The sequence below is a fragment of the Nocardia sp. NPDC050435 genome, from assembly GCF_040655395.1.
Classification (GTDB): Bacteria; Actinomycetota; Actinomycetes; order Mycobacteriales; family Mycobacteriaceae; genus Nocardia.
In genome coordinates this window covers 382,200-402,658 of the sequence record NZ_JBFAJW010000001.1, presented here as the reverse complement: position 1 = coordinate 402,658, position 20,459 = coordinate 382,200, and the positions used below count along the sequence as shown (strand labels likewise).

At 65.5% G+C, this 20,459-nt stretch carries 16 protein-coding genes and 1 pseudogene; 11 read left to right on the top strand and 6 right to left on the bottom strand.

The window, feature by feature from the left end; all coding sequences use genetic code 11:
• The first annotated feature begins 106 nt into the window (after positions 1 to 106).
• Complete coding sequence (locus AB0I43_RS02000; protein ID WP_357430986.1) at positions 107 to 757, top strand: alpha/beta hydrolase-fold protein; 651 nt, start codon at positions 107 to 109, stop codon at positions 755 to 757.
• A 236-nt stretch (positions 758 to 993) separates the two neighbouring features.
• The gene (locus AB0I43_RS01995) at positions 994 to 2,442 is read left to right on the top strand and encodes a pyridoxal-dependent decarboxylase (protein ID WP_357430984.1); all 1,449 of its coding nucleotides are present in this window, start codon (positions 994 to 996) and stop codon (positions 2,440 to 2,442) included.
• A gap of 138 nt (positions 2,443 to 2,580) precedes the next feature.
• On the opposite strand, the gene AB0I43_RS01990 is transcribed toward AB0I43_RS01995, so the two are convergent.
• Positions 2,581 to 3,561 carry an AEC family transporter gene (locus AB0I43_RS01990; protein ID WP_356972536.1) on the bottom strand — a complete coding sequence of 327 codons (981 nt, stop codon included), beginning with the start codon at positions 3,559 to 3,561 and terminating at the stop codon, positions 2,581 to 2,583.
• A gap of 25 nt (positions 3,562 to 3,586) precedes the next feature.
• On the opposite strand from AB0I43_RS01990, the gene AB0I43_RS01985 reads away from it, so the two are divergent.
• The 8 genes from AB0I43_RS01985 to AB0I43_RS01950 all read left to right on the top strand — a co-directional run bounded on the left by AB0I43_RS01985 (position 3,587) and on the right by AB0I43_RS01950 (position 11,260).
• Complete coding sequence (locus AB0I43_RS01985) at positions 3,587 to 4,618, top strand: hypothetical protein (protein ID WP_356972535.1); 1,032 nt, start codon at positions 3,587 to 3,589, stop codon at positions 4,616 to 4,618.
• Positions 4,619 to 4,725: 107 nt separating this feature from the next.
• Positions 4,726 to 5,046, top strand: a complete 321-nt coding sequence (locus tag AB0I43_RS01980; RefSeq protein WP_356972534.1) for a WXG100 family type VII secretion target — start codon at positions 4,726 to 4,728, stop codon at positions 5,044 to 5,046.
• Positions 5,047 to 5,055: 9 nt separating this feature from the next.
• Positions 5,056 to 5,352, top strand: a complete 297-nt coding sequence (locus tag AB0I43_RS01975) for a WXG100 family type VII secretion target (RefSeq protein ID WP_356972533.1) — start codon at positions 5,056 to 5,058, stop codon at positions 5,350 to 5,352.
• Positions 5,352 to 6,659: a putative toxin gene (locus tag AB0I43_RS01970; RefSeq protein WP_356972531.1), complete on the top strand. Its 1,308-nt coding sequence runs from the start codon at positions 5,352 to 5,354 to the stop codon at positions 6,657 to 6,659. Before AB0I43_RS01975 ends, AB0I43_RS01970 begins: the two co-directional genes overlap by 1 nt.
• Positions 6,660 to 6,689: 30 nt before the next feature.
• Complete coding sequence (locus tag AB0I43_RS01965; protein WP_356972530.1) at positions 6,690 to 7,301, top strand: hypothetical protein; 612 nt, start codon at positions 6,690 to 6,692, stop codon at positions 7,299 to 7,301.
• 44 nt (positions 7,302 to 7,345) lie between these two features.
• Positions 7,346 to 7,807 carry a hypothetical protein gene (locus AB0I43_RS01960; RefSeq protein WP_356972529.1) on the top strand — a complete coding sequence of 154 codons (462 nt, stop codon included), beginning with the start codon at positions 7,346 to 7,348 and terminating at the stop codon, positions 7,805 to 7,807.
• Entirely contained in the window at positions 7,804 to 8,214 is a 411-nt protein-coding gene (locus AB0I43_RS01955) for a hypothetical protein (RefSeq protein WP_356972528.1), read from the top strand. Before AB0I43_RS01960 ends, AB0I43_RS01955 begins: the two co-directional genes overlap by 4 nt.
• Positions 8,215 to 8,485: 271 nt before the next feature.
• On the top strand, positions 8,486 to 11,260 hold the full coding sequence (locus AB0I43_RS01950; protein ID WP_356972527.1) for an AAA domain-containing protein: 2,775 nt from the start codon (positions 8,486 to 8,488) through the stop codon (positions 11,258 to 11,260).
• 63 nt (positions 11,261 to 11,323) lie between these two features.
• Here the strand turns inward: AB0I43_RS01950 and AB0I43_RS01945 are convergent, their stop codons facing one another.
• The 4 genes from AB0I43_RS01945 to AB0I43_RS01930 are packed head-to-tail and all read right to left on the bottom strand — an operon-like array spanning position 11,324 to position 19,229.
• Complete coding sequence (locus tag AB0I43_RS01945; RefSeq protein ID WP_356972526.1) at positions 11,324 to 11,758, bottom strand: hypothetical protein; 435 nt, start codon at positions 11,756 to 11,758, stop codon at positions 11,324 to 11,326.
• Positions 11,759 to 11,784: 26 nt separating this feature from the next.
• Positions 11,785 to 18,180: a putative T7SS-secreted protein gene (locus tag AB0I43_RS01940; protein WP_356972525.1), complete on the bottom strand. Its 6,396-nt coding sequence runs from the start codon at positions 18,178 to 18,180 to the stop codon at positions 11,785 to 11,787.
• 4 nt (positions 18,181 to 18,184) lie between these two features.
• Positions 18,185 to 18,844 carry a hypothetical protein gene (locus AB0I43_RS01935; RefSeq protein ID WP_356972524.1) on the bottom strand — a complete coding sequence of 220 codons (660 nt, stop codon included), beginning with the start codon at positions 18,842 to 18,844 and terminating at the stop codon, positions 18,185 to 18,187.
• Complete coding sequence (locus tag AB0I43_RS01930) at positions 18,837 to 19,229, bottom strand: hypothetical protein (protein ID WP_356972523.1); 393 nt, start codon at positions 19,227 to 19,229, stop codon at positions 18,837 to 18,839. Before AB0I43_RS01930 ends, AB0I43_RS01935 begins: the two co-directional genes overlap by 8 nt.
• A 220-nt stretch (positions 19,230 to 19,449) precedes the next feature.
• Between AB0I43_RS01930 and AB0I43_RS01925 the strand changes: the two are divergent.
• A pseudogene (locus AB0I43_RS01925) lies at positions 19,450 to 19,599 on the top strand (3-keto-5-aminohexanoate cleavage protein); the annotation flags it as partial.
• An 83-nt stretch (positions 19,600 to 19,682) separates the two neighbouring features.
• Here AB0I43_RS01925 and AB0I43_RS01920 read toward each other — a convergent pair.
• Complete coding sequence (locus AB0I43_RS01920; protein ID WP_356972522.1) at positions 19,683 to 20,441, bottom strand: hypothetical protein; 759 nt, start codon at positions 20,439 to 20,441, stop codon at positions 19,683 to 19,685.
• Between the last annotated feature and the right edge of the window lie 18 nt (positions 20,442 to 20,459).

Genomic DNA, 20,459 nt, shown 5'->3' with positions numbered 1-20,459 from the left:
AGTTCGATATTTTCCGGAGCTGATCGGAAGGCGCGATAATTCGTTGTACGACGAGCATGGGCGCAGAGGACGCTGGTCCCGGTACAGCTGACCAAAGGAATCGATGATGTCGACCGCGGGTGAGATGATCACCGAAACCTTCGACTACGACGGCGGCCGCCAGGTCACGGTCTACCTCCCGGCGGAAAGACCGCAGGCGATCGTGTTCGCCGGTGACGGCGAGCTGATCGCACCATTGGGCGCCGATCTCGAGGCCGCCGACCTACCGGCAACCCTGATCGCCGGTGTACACCGACCGGCCGACGAGGCGCTGCGACTGCACGAGTACTCGCCGGGCTTCGACCCGCGGCGCTTCTCGGCACACGAACGATTCTTCGTCGACGAGGTCGGCGCATGGGTGCGATCACGGTTCGGCGTCACCCTGCCCGCCGAGCGCACCGCGGTGTGCGGTGTCTCCGCCGGCGCGGAACTAGCGCTGGCCCTGGGCCTTCGACATCCCGACGTCTACGGCACCATCTGGTGCGCCTCCCCCGGTGGCGGCTATCGACCACCCGTCACCATGCCGAATTCCCTCCCGCGCACCTACCTCGTGGCCGGCACCCTGGAGCCGTTCTTCCTCGAGAACGCGACCCGGTGGGCGGACGCCCTCCGCGCGACGGGCGCGGAGGTGATACTCACCGAGCGCATCGGCTCCCATGGCGACGCATTCTGGCGCGAGGAGTTCCCGCTGATGGCGGCCTGGACGCCGGGCCGATGATCAGGCTGCCCGAAACGGCGAGCTCAGTCCCACGGACCAACCACATGCCGAGCACCAGGGGTGTAAAATCGACATGAAATACGTTGATTCCAAACCTCTTTCGGCACCCAGGGTGACGCCGAACCAACCGGATACCCGTTCGCTTCGAGCGCGCCGAATCCAGCATGTCGTTCGCTCGGCACGTGTGACCGTCTGCCTCTCGGCATTCGCAGGCCGCCCACCGAAGGAGGCGTCCGATGGACGATCCGTACAAACTCCACGCGACGGCCATGCCCCTGGAACAACGGCGCGCCGCCCTCACCGCCTTGGCCGGCAAAATCAGATCCGGCGGCACCGAACTGGGCTGGCAGGTGACCTGGAACGTGGACTACGGGGACTTCACCTGGCTGATCGGCGGCCATATCAACAATATCGGCGACCCTTTCGACGACAACGAATTCAGCTCCGAGACCAAAGCCGTCGAAAGAGCGGTGCTCGACTATTTCGCCGAACTCTGGGGCATACCCCCGCCCCACGACCCGCAGGATCGTAATTCCTACTGGGGCTTCCTGCTGACCATGGGCGCCAGCGAAGGCAACATCTACGGCCTCTGGAACGCGCGCGACTATTTCCTCGGCAAAGATCTGCTGCTGCCCGAACACTCCTCCGGAGATGGCGTCGAGCCGCGCGAGCCGGTCCTGCTGTATTCCGTGGAAAGTCACTACTCGGTGGGAAAAACCGCGCACGTGCTGCTTCTGGAAACCCCGGCGGACGTCGGCGCGCGCCGCTACCCCGGACAATGCCCGATCGAAGGCGAATGGCCGCAGGGCGTGCCCGCCACCGGCGGCGGATCGGGCCCGGGCACGATCGACGTGCACGCGTTGCGGGCGCTGGTGGAATTCTTCGCCGCACGGCACCATCCGGTGATCGTCGTCCTCAACGCCGGCACCACCTTCAAGGGTGCGTGTGACGACATCGCCGCCGTGAACGAGATACTGGCCGAATGCTACTCGGCCACAACCGGTCCCAGCTGGCAGACGCGTCCGGGCAACGGTGGCCGACCCGACCGCAGAAGCTGGTACTGGATCCACGTGGACGGAGCCCTGGGAGCCGCGTATCTCCCCTTCTTCGCGATGGCCCCGGAGCGAGCCGATCTCGAATCCGGAATACCGGTGCCCGCCTTCGATTTCGCGGTTCCGGGCGTATGCTCGATGGTGGTCAGCGCGCACAAATGGATCGGGTCACCCTGGCCCGGCGGCGTCTACCTGACCCGCAACCGCTACCGGATGCGCCCGCCGCCCTTCCCGGAATACGTGGGCTCGGCCGACACCATGCTCGCCGGTTCCCGCAACGGCCAGACCGCCGTGGTGATGTGGGATTTCCTCGCTCGCAACTCCTACGAGACCCAAACCACGGAGGCGGTCACCGCGCTCCGCCTGGCCCGATACACCGAAGCAAAACTGACAGCGCTGCAACATAACTCGGATCACGTCCCGGATCTCTGGGTCGGCCGGTCCCCTTGGTCGCTGAGCATCCGTTTCCGACGCCCGGCCCAGGACATCGTCGACGAGTTCGGCCTGTCCGGGATGCGGGTTCAGGTACAGGGCGCCGATCGCGCCTACGTGCACCTCTACATCATGCGCGACACCCCACGGGACCGGATCGACGCGCTGATCCGGCGGCTGGCGGAACCGGGGGCCTTCTGAGCGTCGCGGACGCGTGCCGTTGACCGCAAGCCGCGCTGACATTATCGCTCGGCCGAATCCGCCTCTGCGGGACGGGACTTCAGCGTCGCGGCGCACCGCTGGAGCACGGGATCAGCGGGCCGCGGTAGCAGCTGATGCTCACATGATTCCGGTGAGCATCAGCACGCCCGGCAAGGTGATGGTGGCCAGGATGGTCTGCACACCGGTGATCGAAGCCATGAGCCTGGTGTCGCCGCCCATCCGGGTGGCCAGGATGTAGGCCGACGGCGCGGTCGGCAGCGCGCAGATGATGACAATGCTGGCCAGCACCGCCCCGGTCACTCCGAGGGCATGCGCGAGCGCACCGGCCAGCAGCGGTAGCGCGACGAGTTTGAGGATCGACGCCATCCCGATGTCGAAGGCGTCACGCAACCTCAGTTGCAACGTGATCGCGGCGCCGGCGGCCAGCGTCCCGCACATCAGCGCGGGCGAGGCGAGCAGTTGGATCGGCGCGGCCAGGACCTCGCCGAGACCGACACCGGACAGGTTGAGCCCGAGGCCGGCAAGACAGCCGAGAATCAGTGGGTTGAAAACCAGTTCCCGCCACGGTCCGGAACGGCGCGCCGGGTCGGCCTCGCCCCAGATCGACAGCGCCGTCACCGAGATGATGTTGACCAGCGGAACCACCACCGCGGCAGCGATAGCGAAAGTGGCCACCCCCTGCGCGCCGTGCAGCGCGGACGCGAAAACGAGCCCGATGTAGGTATTGATCCGGATGCTGCCCTGGATCAGGGATGTCAGCTGCGGCCCGTCCACCCGCAGCACCTTGCGGAGCGCGATCACCAGCAGTCCGGTACCACCGATCGGCACCGCGAGCCCGAACACGAGCAAACCGATCGATACCGACCCCAGATCAGTGGCGGCGATAGACGCGACGAACAGCGCCGGAGTGAATACCCAGTAGCTCATCCATTCCAGGCCGCGCCAGAACCCGGGGTCGTTGAGCGTGCGCCGGCGCAGCACCGCACCGAGCACGAGGATGAAAACGACCGGGACGATCGCGGTAGTCGCGAGCTGCATGCGGCTACTTTGCAGCAATATAAGACGCACTTCAACCGTTATTGCGAGCCGCCGCGGCATACCCCCGTGCACTACTGTGAGCCGGGTGAGCCAGCGCCCCAACGAATTCCTCTCTGCCGTACGAGAACTCGAAATCGCGGTCCGCAGCGGCATCGAGGCGGACATGTATCTGGCCGACGACCGGATGCGTAGCCGCTACGACGCGGCAACACCGGAGGACTTGGCAGAGGCGGGCCCGGTGCTGGCCGGGTTCCTCGGCGAGGTGCCCTTGCTCGCCCGGGCGCAGCTGGCGGTCCTCGTCGGCGCCTGCGTGGAAAATGGCGCGGACCCGGTGGCCTGCGCACCGCGGATACTGGCATATTTGGCCAAAGCCTTGGAGTCAGCGCGCGAATTCGCAACCGAGTGGTCGGCGAGTATGGAGATCGAGCTCCCCGATCCGGAACAGGATCCGGAGGTGCCGTTCGAACAACTGGCCGACGCGTTCGGAAGCGACCCGGTCATGGCCTGGTGGAGCGTGCCGTATCTGGAGCGGGCCGGGCTGGCCATGCTCCAGCACGCACCGGTCCGCACCCGGCTCGGCCCCATTCGCGGAATTCTGCGGGAACGCTGCGACGCCTACGCCCAGCAGACCGGACGCTACGACAAATGCCTGGACTACGTGCTTCGGGTCCTGGACGAAGAACCGCTGGTGGTGCTGGACCGCAACTCCGGCACGGGCTTCCAGATGCGAATGTCAGGGCTGGGCGACAACTTTCAGTTGCACACCCTGCTCGCCGACGCCCTGATCGGCGGCGGCCATCTGCCGGGCGAGCCGCCGACAGCCGAGGCGGTGGCAGCCTGCCGGGACGCGCCGGGAATGACGGAGCTGACCCGGGGCGCGTTCACCATGTTCGCCCCGGACGGCGAGCGGATCTGGAACGAGGGAACCCCCTCCGACATTCCGGTGATCGAGGGTGCGCGTCTGCTGATACTCGAACCGATCCCGATCCCGCACACTTGGCCCGCCGGGCGCTTCTTCCCTTACATGACAGGCGATTTGACCATGGAGCGTCCCCTGACCGCTGCCGAAGCCACCCGCTGGTTCGACCATGTCCGCGTCCCGGAACCCTCCGCCTGAAATCCCCGGCCGACGATCGGTGGTTGAGCTGAGCGGCCGTTCGGGATGGAACCACCGGCCGCCCGAACACGTCTAAGCTTCTAGGAATCAGATCGGCGGGAGATGCCATGGGGACGGGACCTGATCCGGGCGATCAGTTGAATGTGGTGCCTGCCGAGGTCAGCGACACCGGTCAGTTCGTGAAGCTGACCGCTGAGGAACTGGTCGCGGGGGTCAACTCCATCGATCGAGATATCGAAGGGCTGATGTCGTCGTGGACCGGCGATGCCGCGAACGCCTACTTGGAGGGTTGGCAGGAAACTCGCACGGGCGCATTGGAAGTACTGCAGGCGCTTCACACACTGGCCGATCTCTTGGGCGTATCCAGCCGGCGGTATACCGCGACCGACACCAGCAATTCGCAAACCTGGAACTCGCTAGACCTGTAGGGGGATTTCGTGACGAACCCGTTCTCAGTGAACTTGACTGAACTGGAAGACATCACACAAAAGATCAAGGCATTCGACGGTTTCGTCAGCGACTCGCTCGCCGGCCTGGATCAGCGAATCGCCGCAATGCACCAGAGCTGGACCGGGGCCGCCGCCGCCCAGCATGCCCAAGCACACCAGCAGTGGAAGCAGGGCGCGACCGACGTACGGGAAGGGATAGCGGCGGTCTGCGAAGTCGCCCGCCAAGCGCACGAGAATTACACCGAGACACTGGCTTCCAACCTACGGATGCTCGGACGCGAGTAGTGGCGCCGACTGTTCAGATCCATATCGACCCGAACGCCTACTACACTGTCGGAAACTTCTGCTTCGGGGCCGCACAAGCCATGTCGGCTGCCCTGGATGCCCACCTCGACACCGTAGCCGGGTGCACGAAGATCGCGGGCAGCGACGAAGGCGGCGAGGCGTGGGGCAATGGGTACAACACGGCTGCCAACGATCTCATCGCCGCGGCCGGCGACGCGATCCTCGCGTTGGAGAACTACGGCCGCATCGTCTACGAGATGGGCCGCCAGTGGGCGGAAACCGAATGGACCAACGCGGGCCAAAAGGGCTCAGCGCCAACGTATCCGGCGGACCCGGCGGCGACACAGCCCAAGCAACGGCCCACGATCGACGCCAAGGGCGGCGACGGAAAGGGCATCGAAGGCCTGGTCGAGCTGGCCGATGCCATCAATATCCCGATACCGAACGGCAATCGGGACAAGCTCGGTACCGCGTCGAAAGCATGGGAGAGCATCAACAAGGGGGTTTTCGACGGTAGCGTGGTGACATTGCAGGCCGCGGTCGAATACCTGGATTCCAGCGACTGCAAGTCACCCGACATCGACTACGTCTTCGACGACCTCGAAGAACTCCAGGCCGTCGTCGAAGACATCAGTACCCAGTTCCTCGATCTCGCCATCTCCTGCACCGAACACAACCTCTACCTGCTCGAAGTCCGCCAGGAAATCAACAAGCAGGCACTGGAAATGCTGGAGGACATGATCGTCGAGGCGGCGGTCGGGGCCATCGCGTCCAGACTCTCCCTCGGCGCCAGCCGTGCGGCGACAGCGGCCCGAGCAACCGAGCTCATCAAGAAATGCGCCGACACCCTGCGCGGGATGATCGCGGCGCGTAAGGCCGCACGCGTAGCGGCAGTGGGCAAAGCAGCCAAAGACGTCGGCATCGTCGCCCAGATGCGCCTGGCACTGCGTCGCTTCATCGACATGGTCAAGGACGTCGGGAAATCCAAGGGAGCCAAGAATCAGCGCAAAGGAAAACGTGGCGAGGAGCGCGCGGGAATCGACCCGTCCACGCCGAAGACTCCGATCTCGATCAACGGCCGCACCAGAATTCCGGACAAACTCGATCCCATCGCCGGAACGCTCACCGAAGTCAAGAACGTCAACTCGCTCAGCAAGACGAAGCAGATTCAGGATTTCCTGGACTACTCGAATGCGAATGGCTTGAAAATGGAACTGATCGTCGACACCCGGACAAAGCTGACCGGACCACTCCAGCAGCTCGTCGACACCGGTCAGATAACCTTGAAACGAATGCCTTTGCAATGACGCCATCGTCTGGAAGGAAATCATCAGGTCATGGCCGATCGCGCCTACACCGCACTGCTCGACGAACTGGCCGGCGCCGGCGTCGAGGTGTCCTCGGTCTCCGACCTGATCAACACCCGCGACCCGTACCCCGCCGCGGTCCCGATCCTCATCGATTGGCTGGCGAACCTGGATCAGAAGATGCCAGGCCCGGAAGAAGGGTTGAAGAAGGGCCTTCGAGAAGCGCTCATCCGCTCCCTGATCGTCAAGGAGGCGAAGAACACCGCCGCTCTCCCCGCGCTGCTGGCACAGTTCGATCTCTACGACCGGATCGCTCCCAACGTGCTCTGGGCCGCCGGATACGCCCTGGCCTGGCTGGCCCCTGCCGGCTACTACGACCGGATAGCACCGCTGGCCGCCGACCGCCGCTACGGGCTCGGACGGCGGGAGCTGATCCTGTGGCTGGGCAAATCCCGTAACCCGGAGGCCACAGCGATCATTCTCGATCAACTCGACGACCCCGCCGTCGCGACAGCCGCCCTGCAAGCCCTGGCCCGCCGCAAACCAGCCGGCGTGCGCGGCGTCGTCGAGCCATACCTGAACAGCGCCGACAGCGAGATCCGCAAACAAGCCCGCAAAGCCCTCGACAAGCTTCCCGCCTGAAAGCGGCGCTACATTCGACATCACACCGACCCGAGGAGAACGCTGTGCCGTCCTGGCGAGACACCGCCTCTGCGCTAGCTCAAGACGATCTGGACGAACTGCTCGAGGTCGCGATCCGTACCGCCGCCGAAGAACTCGCCGCGGAGGGCGAGTTCTATCCCTTCGCCGCCGCTGTCGCGGGCACCGGCGAGGTCCGGCTGATCGCCGCCCCGGATTCGTTCGACGCACAGCCACAACCGACCGCCGAAATCCGCGACCGACTGCTCGCCATTCTCGCTGCCACCGCGAAGGAGCTCCGAGCCGCCGCGGTAGTCACCGACGTCCGAGTCTCGGCAACGGGAGCCGATGCCATCGAGATCACCCTCGAACACGTCGAAGGCCACCCCATGCGCATCGTCACCCCGTATGTCCTGCGACCGGGCACTTCCCTCGACATCGACATGGACGCGACCAGCGCCCACACCTCTACCGCGCGAATCTGGGCCCATCCCTCCCCCGGCCGATGACCAAATACGACGACATGTCCTGGCACTACGACGGCGACTACCCCGACGACCTCGACGAGGACGCCGCGGCCACCCACATCGGCATGTACCTGACCTGGGCCATCAACAACGGCCTCGCCGGCGAGCAACACGAGTACGGCAAACGAGACCTACTCGAACAGCGCATCACGCCCGGCGACTACTTCCGCTACACCAATACCGAGCACCTCACCGACAACGACTTCACCGCTGCCGGCAATGCCTTCACCGTCGCCTATTACGACAGCTCGCGATACCTCGACGACTACGAAAAACTGTTCCGGCGCCTGCGCAGCATGTACCACGCGCCCGACACCTGGGATACCTACAACCGCGTCGAAGAACAGATCAGCAAGAGATACGGCCGTTGGGTCAAAAGGTACCGGTAGCTGAGGTCGTAGGATTCACCGGTTCACTCATCGCCGAGTAGTGCCGATCGAAGTCGCCGCTCCATGCGGCACAGCCCTTGCGGGCGGTCTCTTTTTATGGCATCGAACGGACGCGGTGCCTCCAAATGGACTATGGGGAACCGCGAATAGTGTTGTTAGGCACACTGTTTGGCTCGCGGATAGTAATCTGACATCGGAAGTAGGTGAAGTCACCGCCGGGGGTCGGAGCGGCGCGGAGGACTAGCACACCACGTTGCGGTGAGGGGGTTCGGTGCTCGATCCACGGGCTGTCGCAGTTGTCGTCAGGCGGAGAGAGGACGGTATTTCGGAGGACAAGACTCTGGAGATCACCGAATGCGAGTCCGGACCGCAGCGGATCCGCGTGCGGTTCGGCGGGTTCAAGGACTATCACTTCGGCCATGAGCGGGTGGCAATCCTCGATCGGCCGGCTCCGGTCGCCTTGGGGCCGCACCTGGTGCTGTTCGTGGACGGATCGGCGGCCGACGCGACCGAGGCGTACCTGTTCACCGGCCCGCCGACGGCCGGCTCGTGGTGGCATGTGCTGAGCAGGGCGGGTACGTGGAGCTCCCACCATGCTGAACGCGTGCGGGTACTGCCGAACGCCGCCACCGCCCCCCGCTCCCGCGATGTACTGACCTATTGGCGCACGGTGGCGCAGCGGCTACCCGGTGGTGAGATCTTGCTCCGAAACCATGACCGCCTCACATTCGTTCATCCAGAATGCGCCTTGACCCGAATTCTGGAGCGGGCAGCGATCGCCCCTGTACCGGACGACCAGATGGCGCTGCCGGTGTATCCCTTCCGCACCAACATCAGCCAGAGTGAGGCGGTACGCAAGGCGCTGCGCTATCCGATCGCGGTGATCGACGGTCCGCCCGGCACCGGGAAGACGCAGACGATCTTGAACATCATCGCCTCCGTGATCTGCGGTTCCGACGCTTCGGTGGGGGTGGTGTCCTTCAGTAACTCCGCTGTGGACAACGTCTTCGAGAAGCTGACCGGCGAAGGCTTCGGGATGGTCGCAGCCAACCTCGGTCGGAAGGACAAGAAGCAGGAGTTCTTCGACAGCCAGGGATCTCGCAACATGGCAGTCGATGCACTGTTGCACGCAGTGGCCGAGCCCGCGCCGGGCGCAGCGGAAGAGCTCGACAAGGTGAACCAGCGCCTGACGGCACTACTGGAACAGGATCGACAGCGCGCCGAACTCCGTAACGAACTGCATGCCTACCACCTCGAACAACAGCACTTCGAGGCTTATTTCGACCGTCGAGAAGTACCGGACGCCGAGGAGTTACCGCTGCTGCGTCGCTACAGCGCCGCCAAACTGCTCGATTTCATCGCCGACACCGATCCCCGCTGGATCCGCGACAGCGGTTGGGGCCGGATCGTCGATACCGTGAACCGGTATGTCAGATACCGAGCGCTTCGCAAGGTCGACGCCGACGACACCGACGTCGTTCTGCAAATCCAGCGTCTGTACTACGAGAAGAAGATCACCGAACTCGGACGCAGAATCGAGCATCTGACCAATACATTGGCCGGCAAGAAGTTCGACGAATTATCGGCTGACCAGGCACGGCTATCTCGGCAGTTGCTGGGCGACGCGCTGCGGAGTCGGTACACCTCGTTGTCCCGGATGGTCTACAACCCGCAGTATCGACGGAATTTCGGGCAGTTCACTCGGGACTATCCACTGATCCTGAGCACCTGCCATTCACTGCAGAACAGCATCGGCGAATCGGCGTTGCTGGACTACCTGATCATCGACGAGGCGTCACAAGTCGACCTGGTGACGGTGGCGCCGGCTTTGGCCTGTGCACGGAAGGTGATCGTGGTCGGTGATCTGGAGCAACTGCCGCCAGTCACCAAGGAACTCGTCGATCCGCTGCCTGCGCCGGATCCAGCGTTGGATTACCGGCAGAGTATCCTGGCCGCCATCATCGAGCTGTATGGCGACACCGTACCCCGGCAAATGCTGCGAGAACACTACCGGTGCGATCCCGACATCATCGGCTACTGCAATCGAACGTTCTACGGCGGCAGACTGATCCCGTATACGAGCAGCACGCCGGGGATCGCCCCGATGAAGGTGGTCCGAACTGCCCCGGGTAACCATATGCGCTACATCTTCGGGGACCCCGACCCCAAGTTCGACGGGCGGAGCAACCAGCGCGAAATCGACGTGATTCTGAACGAAGTCCTGCCGTGGGCAGCCGCTGATTTCGAACCGCATGATGTAGGAATCACCACTCCCTATCGTCGCCAGGCCGACAAGGTGACCGACGCCCTGATCGAGTCCATCGAGTCCGACACCGTGCACAAATTCCAAGGGCGCGAGAAGCAGGCGGTTGTCATGACTACGGTGCTGGACGGCACCGCTAGCGACCGCGCGGTCCGCTTTGCCGACGATCCCAGATTGATCAATGTGGCTGTATCCAGGGCGATGCGTATGTTCGTTCTCGTGACCCACCCGTCGGAGTTGCCGAAGAGCAGGTACCTCCGCGATCTCATCGGCTACATCCGGTACCGGGACCCCGTCGACAACGTCGTCGACAGCGATGTGGTGTCGATCTTCGACCTGTTGTACTCCGACTACGCGGTGCGTCGCCGGACTCATCCGCACATCGGCTGGGACCGCACCGAGGTGGATTCAGAGGACATCGCCCTCACTACGCTGGAGGGCATACTGTCCGAACCTGGCTACAGCCACCTGGGAACCCATCAGCAGGTCCTGCTGCGAAATGTTTTCCCGCGCACTCAGGATCGACTCGTAGGTCGACACCGTGAGTACGCCAGGCGCCGGTCATCCTTCGATTTCGTCATCTACAACCGAATAACCAACGCGAACCTGGGTGCCATCGAAGTGGACGGCTTCAGCACCCACGAAGCAGACCCGGTACAGCGCGCCCGCGACACGTTGAAGAACGAGATCTGCACCGAGTACGGCTTCGAACTGCTGCGTCTGTCGACCGTCGGCAGCAATGAGGCGGGCCGAATCCGCAGGTTCCTCGACGGGCTACCTTGACGACCGGTCACGTGGACTTTCGCCGTCCCGCCAGGCATGGGACCGAAGGCTACGGGTCAGAGCTCAGTTCGTCGGATGGGCGGAGCGAATGTCCGGTGCCTGCAACCAGTCCAGGACCTCGGCCTGCTCCGCGGCGGGGAGCACCTCGAATGCCTCGTAGGCGCAAGCACGCGCCACCGGGGTCTGGGTCGCGAGCAATCCGGCGATGATGGACCAGGTCAGCGAAATCCGGTTGAACCGATCGCTCTGGGCGGACGGCATTTTCGCGATATCGCCTGCGGCGCGGGCGGCAGTGTCATCGTGCGGGGCGCGATCGATCAGGGCGAAGGCGGCCGAGCCGGTGTGTGGACTGCCCGCCAGCGCCAGCGCGGAGAGTTCGGCGTTGCTCATCGTCTCGAAAGCGGGTGTGGGCCGAGTGCGCAGGCCGGTGGGATCGATATCGGCCCAGTCCAGATCGGACAACTCCGCGTCCAGATCGTCCCGGTCCTCGCCCGACATATCGTCTCACCCTCCAGTTTCTGTGGTTACCGCGTGCCGAAGATCGCCCGGAGCTCCTTCTTGAGCGCCCGGTAGAGCAGAACCTCAGAGTACTTGTCACCGATCGACCTCGCGTACTCGATCTCTTGCCGGTAAGCGCGGCGTTCCCACTCGGCGCGCGTTTCCAGATCCCACATCGCCCGCGTCCCGGTCCACTCACTGGCCCGATCGTCGCGCATGTGCTGGATCTCGTGCAGCCAGGCCCCGTAGGAGGCGTCCGGGTCGATGATCAACTGCCCGGCATGCCCGACCGAAGGACTCGGACCGTAGGCCATCGCACCGGGACGGAACTCGATGCGCACGCCCAGCGCCCTCGCCTCGGCTTCCAGCCTCGCGACCTCCTCCGGGTGGGTCTCGCGGGCCGACCCGTGCCGCCGCAGCGGGTCGTTGCTGTCACTGAACAGATGCGTGTCGCGCGACAGATCGGCATCGCACCCCTCGGGCACCAAGCCGAGCGGATCGCTCCAGACCGTGGGGTTGGGCGGGTAGACGGCAGGGTTCGGCGCGGGGCCGAGCCCCAGCGGGTCGCTGGTGAGGAACCGGCCGGTATCGGGGTCGTAGACCCGCGACAGATTGTTGTGAAGTCCGGTCTCGGGATCGTAGATCTGCCCCGGAAACCGTAGCGATGTCGACGCGCGGCCCTGCCAGGTGGCGTGGCCCCACAGATTGGTGCTGACGACGGCGGCGGATCGCCCCTCGTCGGGGGCGATCAATTCGACGGGCGTCCCGACCAGATCGGTGACGATGGCGTAGAACTCGCGGTCGATCGCCGCCTGGTCGGTCGCCTGGGTGATCGGGGTGTGCGCCCCCGGGTGGTACTGCCAGCGAGTCCGTTGCACGGCGTCGGCCTGCTCGATGAGATGCGTGCCGTCCCAGGTGTAGTCGACGCGTTCGAGGACGACGCCGTCGTCGGCGCGGTGCTGCTTGGCGGCGCGCCGCCCCAGCGCGTCGTAGCTGTAGTGCCAGTGTTCACCGTCGGGGGTGACGACCTCGACGAGCTGATCGAAGCTGTCGTAGCGGTAGTGCCAGATATCGGGCTTGTGGGACAGGCGCGTGGCGGTCTTGCGGATCAGCCGGCCCGCGCCGTCGTAGTGGTAGCGGGTGCGGCCGTCTCGAATGAGCAGGTTGTTCCGGTATTCGCGCCGGTCGGACGGCGCCGGGTCCCGCGACGGACCGCCGGTGATGTTGCCGAGAGCGTCGTATTCGTACTGTTCGGTGACGACCCCGTTGCGCCTCAGCGTGGCGATCCGGCCGATCGGGTCGAGCTGGTAGTCCCGCCGGGTCGGCCCGGCGTCCGCGCGGTGGGTTGTGTGGCTCGTGATGTATCCGTCTGCGCGCCAGGAATATTCGTCGGTGCGCAGCGATGCGGGCTCGGGTCGCCGCTCGGTTCCGAGGCCGAGGTTGAGCAGCTGCGCCGGAAACGCGGTGACGTCCTGGCGGATCAGTCTGCTGCCCTCGTCGTACCTGCGATCGACGGCGAGTTCGCCGACGCTCCAGCGGGTCAGGCGTCCGGCGGGATCGTGCTCGAAATCGATATCGTGCCCGTCGGTGGACATACCGGTCGGCAGCCCGAGAATGTTGAAGCGCCAGCGCGTTTCGGCACCCGATGGCGAGACGCGCGAGGTGCGGCGGCCCGCCGCGTCGTAGCCGAACCGCATCGGCGCCTGGTCGTCGAGACGCTGGGTGTCGAGCATTCCGGTCGGCGTGTAGCCGAATTCGAGTGTGTGCAGGGCTGTTTCACCATGGCCGCTAATCGCTGTCAGCACCCGCCCGGAGATGTCGTGGGTGTATCGCCGCCAGTCGCCGGCTTCGCTGGTCGTCGCGGTCAGTCTGCCGAGGCCGTCGTAGGTGTAGTGGCGCGCGACACCGGTTGGGGGGCGGATCGTTGCGACCCGACCGGCCGCGTCGCGGGCGTACTGCGTAGTGGCGCCCGTGTAGTCCGTCTGGGCGAGCAGTTGCCCGGCCGCATCGTAGGAGTAGAGCCAGGCCTGGCCGTTGGGGTTGGTGACAGCAACGAGCCGGCGTTCGGTATCCCAGGTGTACCGGGTGCTCGAGCCGTCCGGTTCGGTGCGTGCGAGCAGGAGATCGAAAGCGCCGTAGGTGAAGTGGGTGGTATGGCCCGCGGGATCGGTGCGTGCCAGCAGATTACCCTCCGGGTCGTAGGCCCAGGTTTCGGTGCGGCCGTCGGGCTCGACGCGCTCCAGCAGCTTTCCGTCCGCTGACCAACGCAGTGTCGTCGTGCCACCGTGGGCCTCGGTCATCCGCACGGGCCTGCCGAAACCGTCACGTTCGAGGGTGACGACGGCGTCCAGTGGCCCTGCGACCCGAATCGGGAGACCCGCGGCATCGACATCGATGCGGGTCACCGCACCGCCCGGTTCGGTGATCGTCGCCACGGCGCCGCACGGGTGATAGGTGTAGCAGGTCCGGCCGCCGTCCGGGGCGGTCACCGCGCTGAGATTGCCGCGTTGGTCCCATTCCCGTTGCTGCACAGCGCCGTCGACGTCGGTGATGCGGGACGGTCGGTGCTGGAACGAATACTCCAGCTCGACCGTCCGCCCATCGGGGCGGGTGACACCGGCGAGGTCACCGTGCTCGGTGTAGCGATACAGCGTGATCGCGCCGTCCGGCGCGATCACCTGCAAGGGCTTGCGATCGCTGTTGTAGTCGTAGTGGACCTGCCTGCCCAGCGGGTCCGCCACATCCCGCAGGCGCAGGTCGGCGTCGAAGCCGTAGGTGGTCACGGCGCCGAGCGAATCCGTTCGCGAACTGAGCCGACCGGTGCCGTCTGGGAATTCGAAATAGGACCACGCGCAGTCGAGCACACCCGCCGGCCCGCGCTGGCGGACCACCCGCCCGGCGCTGTCGTAGGTGTTGATCATCGAGTTACCGTTGGCATCGGTCCACGACACCATCCGGTGCTCGTCGTCATAGGTGTAGCGGGTGACCCCGGAGGCCGCCGTGGTGACTGCCGACAGCTCGCCCGCCGTGTAGTCGAAATGTCTTATCGGGACGGCGCTTTCCTCCGAGACGGTGACGGACAAATCCGTGACCCGACCCGCAGCTGCCGTGACCAGAACCCGGTATCCGCCGGAATGCGCTACCTCGACCGGGTTTCCGTGGGCGTCGTAGTGGAAGCGAATGCGATTGTGGTGGCGGTCGGTGATGGCGGAGATCGCATAGTTGCCGAGCGCCGTATCGCGCCCGGCCAGCGCCGGTTCCGGCGAAAAGTGCCAGAGCAGTTCGCGTTCCGGATCCCACACGCGATAGCCGCCGGCTTCGGTGCGGGTCAGCGTCCAGCGCAGCGACCCGGTCAGGGGTGCCACCGGGACGTCGGGTGCCGCGTGCGGGTAGGCGAGCATCACCCCGTCGTCGCCGACGAAGGTGACTCCGTCCGCCGACACGATGACGCGCAGATCGAACGTCGCAGACCAGGACGGGCCGAACCAGCGGCCGAAGCGGTAGTTCGAGCGGTGCCGTCGCCGCAGCAGCAGGGGCAGGACGCCTGGTAGCGCCAGATCCGTTTCCGGAAGCAGGAATTCGCCGGTTGCCACGTCTACCGGATCGCCGCGCTCCTCGACGTGGTCGGGCGTCCGGTCGCGTTCGGTGGGGTCGTTCTTCGTGGAATCGAAGGCATCCCGGTCGTTGTCGGCGCGGTCCTCGAAGTTCGGGTCGCGCGGTGCGTCGCGCTCGCGGGTTCCGGAGTCGTCCTCGGGGGACCTTTCAGGCTCTCGCTTCGGCTCGTCGGAACGGTTCTTGTCGCCCTGATCGTCCTTGTCGCGGTCTCGGTCGGGGCGGTCGTTCGCGCCGGGCTCCCTGTCGCCCCGTTCCTTTTCGCGGCCGTCGGGATCTGCGTCGCGGTCGGGACCAGGTTTCGCATCGGGGCGCGACTCTCCCTGCCACTTCGGGGCTTTCGAGTTCTCTCGTGGTCGCGCGTCGCTGTCGGGCTGGTTCTTCGGGCGGTCGGTGTCGGGGCTGCGTTCCGGGGAGTTCGGACTTCGGTCCGGCCCCGAGTGCCGAGCGTCCGGACTGCGCGGCGAACTCGTGTCCATCTGCCGCGGCGAGTTTTCCGGCCCCCGGGTGGTCGCGGGGGCATCGGGGCGCCGGGAACCGGGATCCGCCGGGGTTGTGGCACCGGGGACATCGTTGCGCGGAGCGTCGGGGTCACCGCGATGCGTATCCACGGAGTCGACACGCTCGGGGTCCACAGTCTTCGGATGGGTGCCGTCGACCGGCGTACGGGTATCGAGTTCCGTGCCCCTGTCGATCGGCGCTCCCGTGTTCGGTTTCGCCGCGGGGTCGATCACCTCTGGCGCGGGTCGCGCTGAATTCGGATCGCTCTGCGTCGCAGGCGAATTCGAATCAGGGCTCGTGGTAGGCGCCCTGGTGTCGTCCGTTCGCGGCGTGCTCGGATCGGCATCCTCCCCCGGGCCCTTGGCCCCCTGCTCCGGACTTTCTGGTTCCGGACGCTGTTCCGGGGCAGAGGCTTCTGTGTCCGGCTGAGTATCGGTCTCCGGCCGTTGCGTCGGAGTGTCCGCCTCTGGGCGTGGGTATGTATCAGCACTGGGATGTTGCGCGGGCGGGTCGGCGTCCCGCGTATCGGTATCGGGGCGCTGGTTCTGTACCTCCGCATCCGGCCGCGGCCTGCTATCGCCGTCCGGATGCTGGGTCGGAACCTCCGCATCTGGGCGCGGCCGGGTATCGGCATCAGGGCGCTGCGGAGGAGCATCGGTATCCGGCCGAGTGTCCATATCCGGCCGCTGCGCGGGGTTCTCGACCTCCGGGCTGCGCGGGGGCGGATCCGGTGTCGGCTCGGGCCTGGGAGCCGGATCAGGTTGTTGCGGAGCAGGTTCGGCGCGCTGCGCCGGTGGTTCGGGGCTCGCGTCCGGCTCGGTGCGCGGCCCCTCGGGGGCGTTGCGCGGTTCGGGGTCCGGTTGCGTGGGCAATGCCGGATCCGGGTCCTCGGTCTCGCGGCGCGGTGGGGCCGGATCATCCTGGCGTGGGCCCGACTCGACGCCGGGGTCCGGCTGGTTGTCCGGGGTAGCACGCGGGTTCGCCCGAGTTTCCGGCTGATTGGGGTGCGCCCCGGGTTCGTTCTCACCTCGCCGGTCCGGCGCCTGCGCCTCGGGGCGCGGCCCAGCCGCCGGTCGCTCCGGCGTCCCGTCGCGCGGGGGTGGCGCGTCGCCCCGGGTAGGCGCAGGAGGTGGTTGCCGGGATGATGAGTCGCCTCGGGCGGGGCCCGGTGGCGCCCCGCTGTCCGGCCCTGACATTCTGCGCCCCGCGTCGGAGAGCCGGTCCAGCCCTTTCAGTAGCGGTTTGACCGCTCCGCCACCGCCGGTCGCGGCTGTGAGCAGCGCGTCACCGGTGAGCGAGCCGAGTGCCTCGAACGGATTCTTGCGCGCGTCGGCGAGGATCGTCTGCACGGCTTTGCCAGGGTCCGCCACCGCGACCACCAGTCCGGTACCCATATCGGACAGGCTCTTCACGTATTCGGCCGGATGGGTCAGGTTGTAGATGTCGGTCGGATTCACCGAGCGCACGAACTGGCCGATCCCGGTCAAGCCGGTGAGCAGCCCGTCGGTGAAACTGAGTCCGGCGTGCTCGCCGAAATCGAGCAGATCCGAAAGATTGGCGTCCCAGCGGCTCAGGAACGGCGGTTCGGTCGGGGCTTTCGCCGTGGCGTCGGCGAGCTTGCCGGTCGTCTCGCCGGCGGCGTTGTCGCGCGCCACGCGGGCCGTCCGCAGAATATCGCGGGCGTTGTCACGGATCGATGTCCAGGAATCGACCAGCGGACTTTCCGCCTGCTGTTCGCCGGTGAGCGAATTCCACCGCGCTTTCTGGGCCCTTTCCTCACGGTCCGCGCGGTCCCACTCGGCAATGGCGTCGGCGGCGCGATCTTGCGCGGTCTTCACCGCGCCGGACCAATTCTCCAGCGCACCCGCGGCTTCGTTCATCGCCTCGGAGGCGTCCCACCACAACTTGGGCTGCTTGTCGTAGACGGCGTTGAACGCGTCCGCGCCCTGGCCGGTCCAGTCGGCGGCGTCGATGGTGCGCAGCGCGTCGCCGGTCTTCGAGATCGCCGAACCCATATCGCGCAGGTTCTTGGCGGCGTCGCTGATCGCGGTCGGGTCGCCGCGGATCAATTCCTTCGGATCGCGGGTCTGCCCGAGTTCGCGTTCCTCGACCGGGCCGCCCGTGAACGAGGCAACCTGATCGCCCGCGTCGTCCAGGAACTCCGACACACCCTCGGCGCCGAGCGTGTCGGCCACATCCGCGGCGACATCGAGGCCGTCGTCGACGATCTGCCCGACCTTTTCCACGCCCTTCTCGAGCGCGTCCTCGACGAAGTCGCCGACATTGTTGGCCCAGTCCCGCCACCCCACCTCGTCAGCCCTGCTCCTGCGGCTGCTGCAAGATCTTCGTGGCCGTTTCCGACGCTCCGGTGTTCCAGCCGGGGCTCGGCAGGACGCCCGCCGGGTCCGCGGCGACCGGGGTCATGAGCGGATTGAGTACGGCGTTGACCACGTTGGCATTCGCGAGCGCCTGCGGGCCAACCGTTTTCACCACCTGCCAGTTCCGGTTCACATGCTGGGCGGCGTCCGTGAACGATTTCGCGCTGTAGTCGGGGTTGCGCAGGTGGTTGAAAGGGTTGTCGCTCAGCGTTTGCGACCAGGACCGCTGCCGGATGTCGGCGCTTGACATATGCGGATTGCCCAGCATATGGGTGTACATCTCCTTGAACATGCCTTGGGCCTGCCGGTCCATCATGTGGTAACGGCCGCCCGCCAGCCCCAGCGTGCTGGCGATCGAGTTCGCCCCCTGCACGAGGTAGCGCACGCCCCAGCTCCAGCGTTCGGTGTACCCCTCGAATCCCTTCTGTACCGGCTCTTTTCCCGCTTCCAGGGAAGAGAGTGTCAGCAGGGCGAAGCCGCGCCCAACAGCGCCTGACTCCTTGACTCCCAAATCAGAGAGCTCACCGATGATTTCACCGATCCCCGTAGCGGCCTGCTGAAGGACCTTCGGGTCGACGTTCAGCCGATCAGTCACTGCCCACCTCCACCTCGTCGACCTCGGGCGGGAACGCCATCGGCGCGGACCCGCAGATATCCACCGTCACCCCGGTCGGATGCACGCATTCGGCCGCGTGCTCGCTCAATCGCCGGCCCGCCAGGGTGTGGAAGTGATACTCGCCGTCGGCATTCAGCTCTTCGCGGGCATGCAGATACCGGCCGTACTCGGCGACGCTGGTGAACGCGCAGATCCATTCGACGCCCCGATAGGGGGACATTCGGAGGCGCTGATCGGCGGTGATCGGCACGATCAGTACCGCGGATTCGAAGGCGGCCCGTAGCGCGACGGGATCACCGAAGCCCCGGTAGAACGAATCGATCTCGGACCTAAGGGTTTCGGAGACCCTCTCGACATCGATCATGAGCGACACCCCCCTTGCCAGCGTATCGTTATGCTACAGCACGTCTTAACGAAACCTGATCACTGTGTTCGATGTCAAACGGTCGCGTTGACCTCGGTGTGAGGCGCCGTTCGACTACGGCATCGCAAGATCAGAACTTGCCGAAGACCGCGAGTTGCTGTGGAGCGTAGGAAACCAGGTGGGCTGATGAGTTCAGGTGGGCCGCTGGCGATAGGCTGCCATCACCGGGGCGACGTCCAAAGATTCCAATCCCCACGTCCCACCATCGGTCGAGAAGATCGTCGCGACGGCCATCGCCTGCGTCGACGCGGGCGCGACCATCGTGCACAACCACAACGATGAGCCGAACTTCGGTCAACCGAGCGCGCATTCGGACCGACGGCGCTCGTCGGTCTGCCCCCACCCAAGCCAGCTTGAACGCCCACGTCAAGATGCTCAGGAAGAGCATTCTCGTCACGTTCGGCGCGGTCGGTTCGCGTCGACTCGATCCGCTTCGATCGACCGCAGCAATACGATGGCGGTGACGAAAGTCCATACCGTGAAATCAATTGCCGGTATCCAGTATCCGAGTACTCCATTCCAGGATACGGGCCCGTCTGGTACCAACAGAAGCAGACACCCCGGGATAGCAGTCGCGGCAATCCAAAGATTGAAGTACCCGAACCAGCGAGGAAAGGTCGGCACCGGTTTCGCGTCGAGGAAGGTAACGATTGCCAGCAGAAGCGATTCGAGCATTACGGGGCCGATCACGCTCAGGAACATCAGCCAGAAGAGGTCATCGAATGATTGCGTGATCTCGTCGGACCGATCCCCGGCGCGATAGGTAGCGGCGACCAATACCACGAGCGGGTAGATCAAGCCGACCATGTTGAGCAGCATGGTCATGGCGGCCGTCAACGACAGCATGCCGAATTTTCCTTCGATGCGCGCGATCCGTTGGGCGATCGCGGCAAAGAACGGCAGCATCAACATCGCCGCGAGCGTGCCGAGTGCGCACCCCAATCGGATGCGGAAATTCTCGTCGACAAGGCGGGTGGCGATCTGCGAAGCAGACCAATCCGGCGGAGTGGGTACTATCAGGTTCGCCAACATCAGCGCGCCTCCGTAGAGCGCGAGGCCGATGCATCCGGCGAAAAGACCGATCCGCTGGAGCTTCATCTGGTCGATGCCCTCACGAGCGGCCAGAGTATCCGCGGAATGAGTGGGCTTCATCGACGATATCTTCCCGAT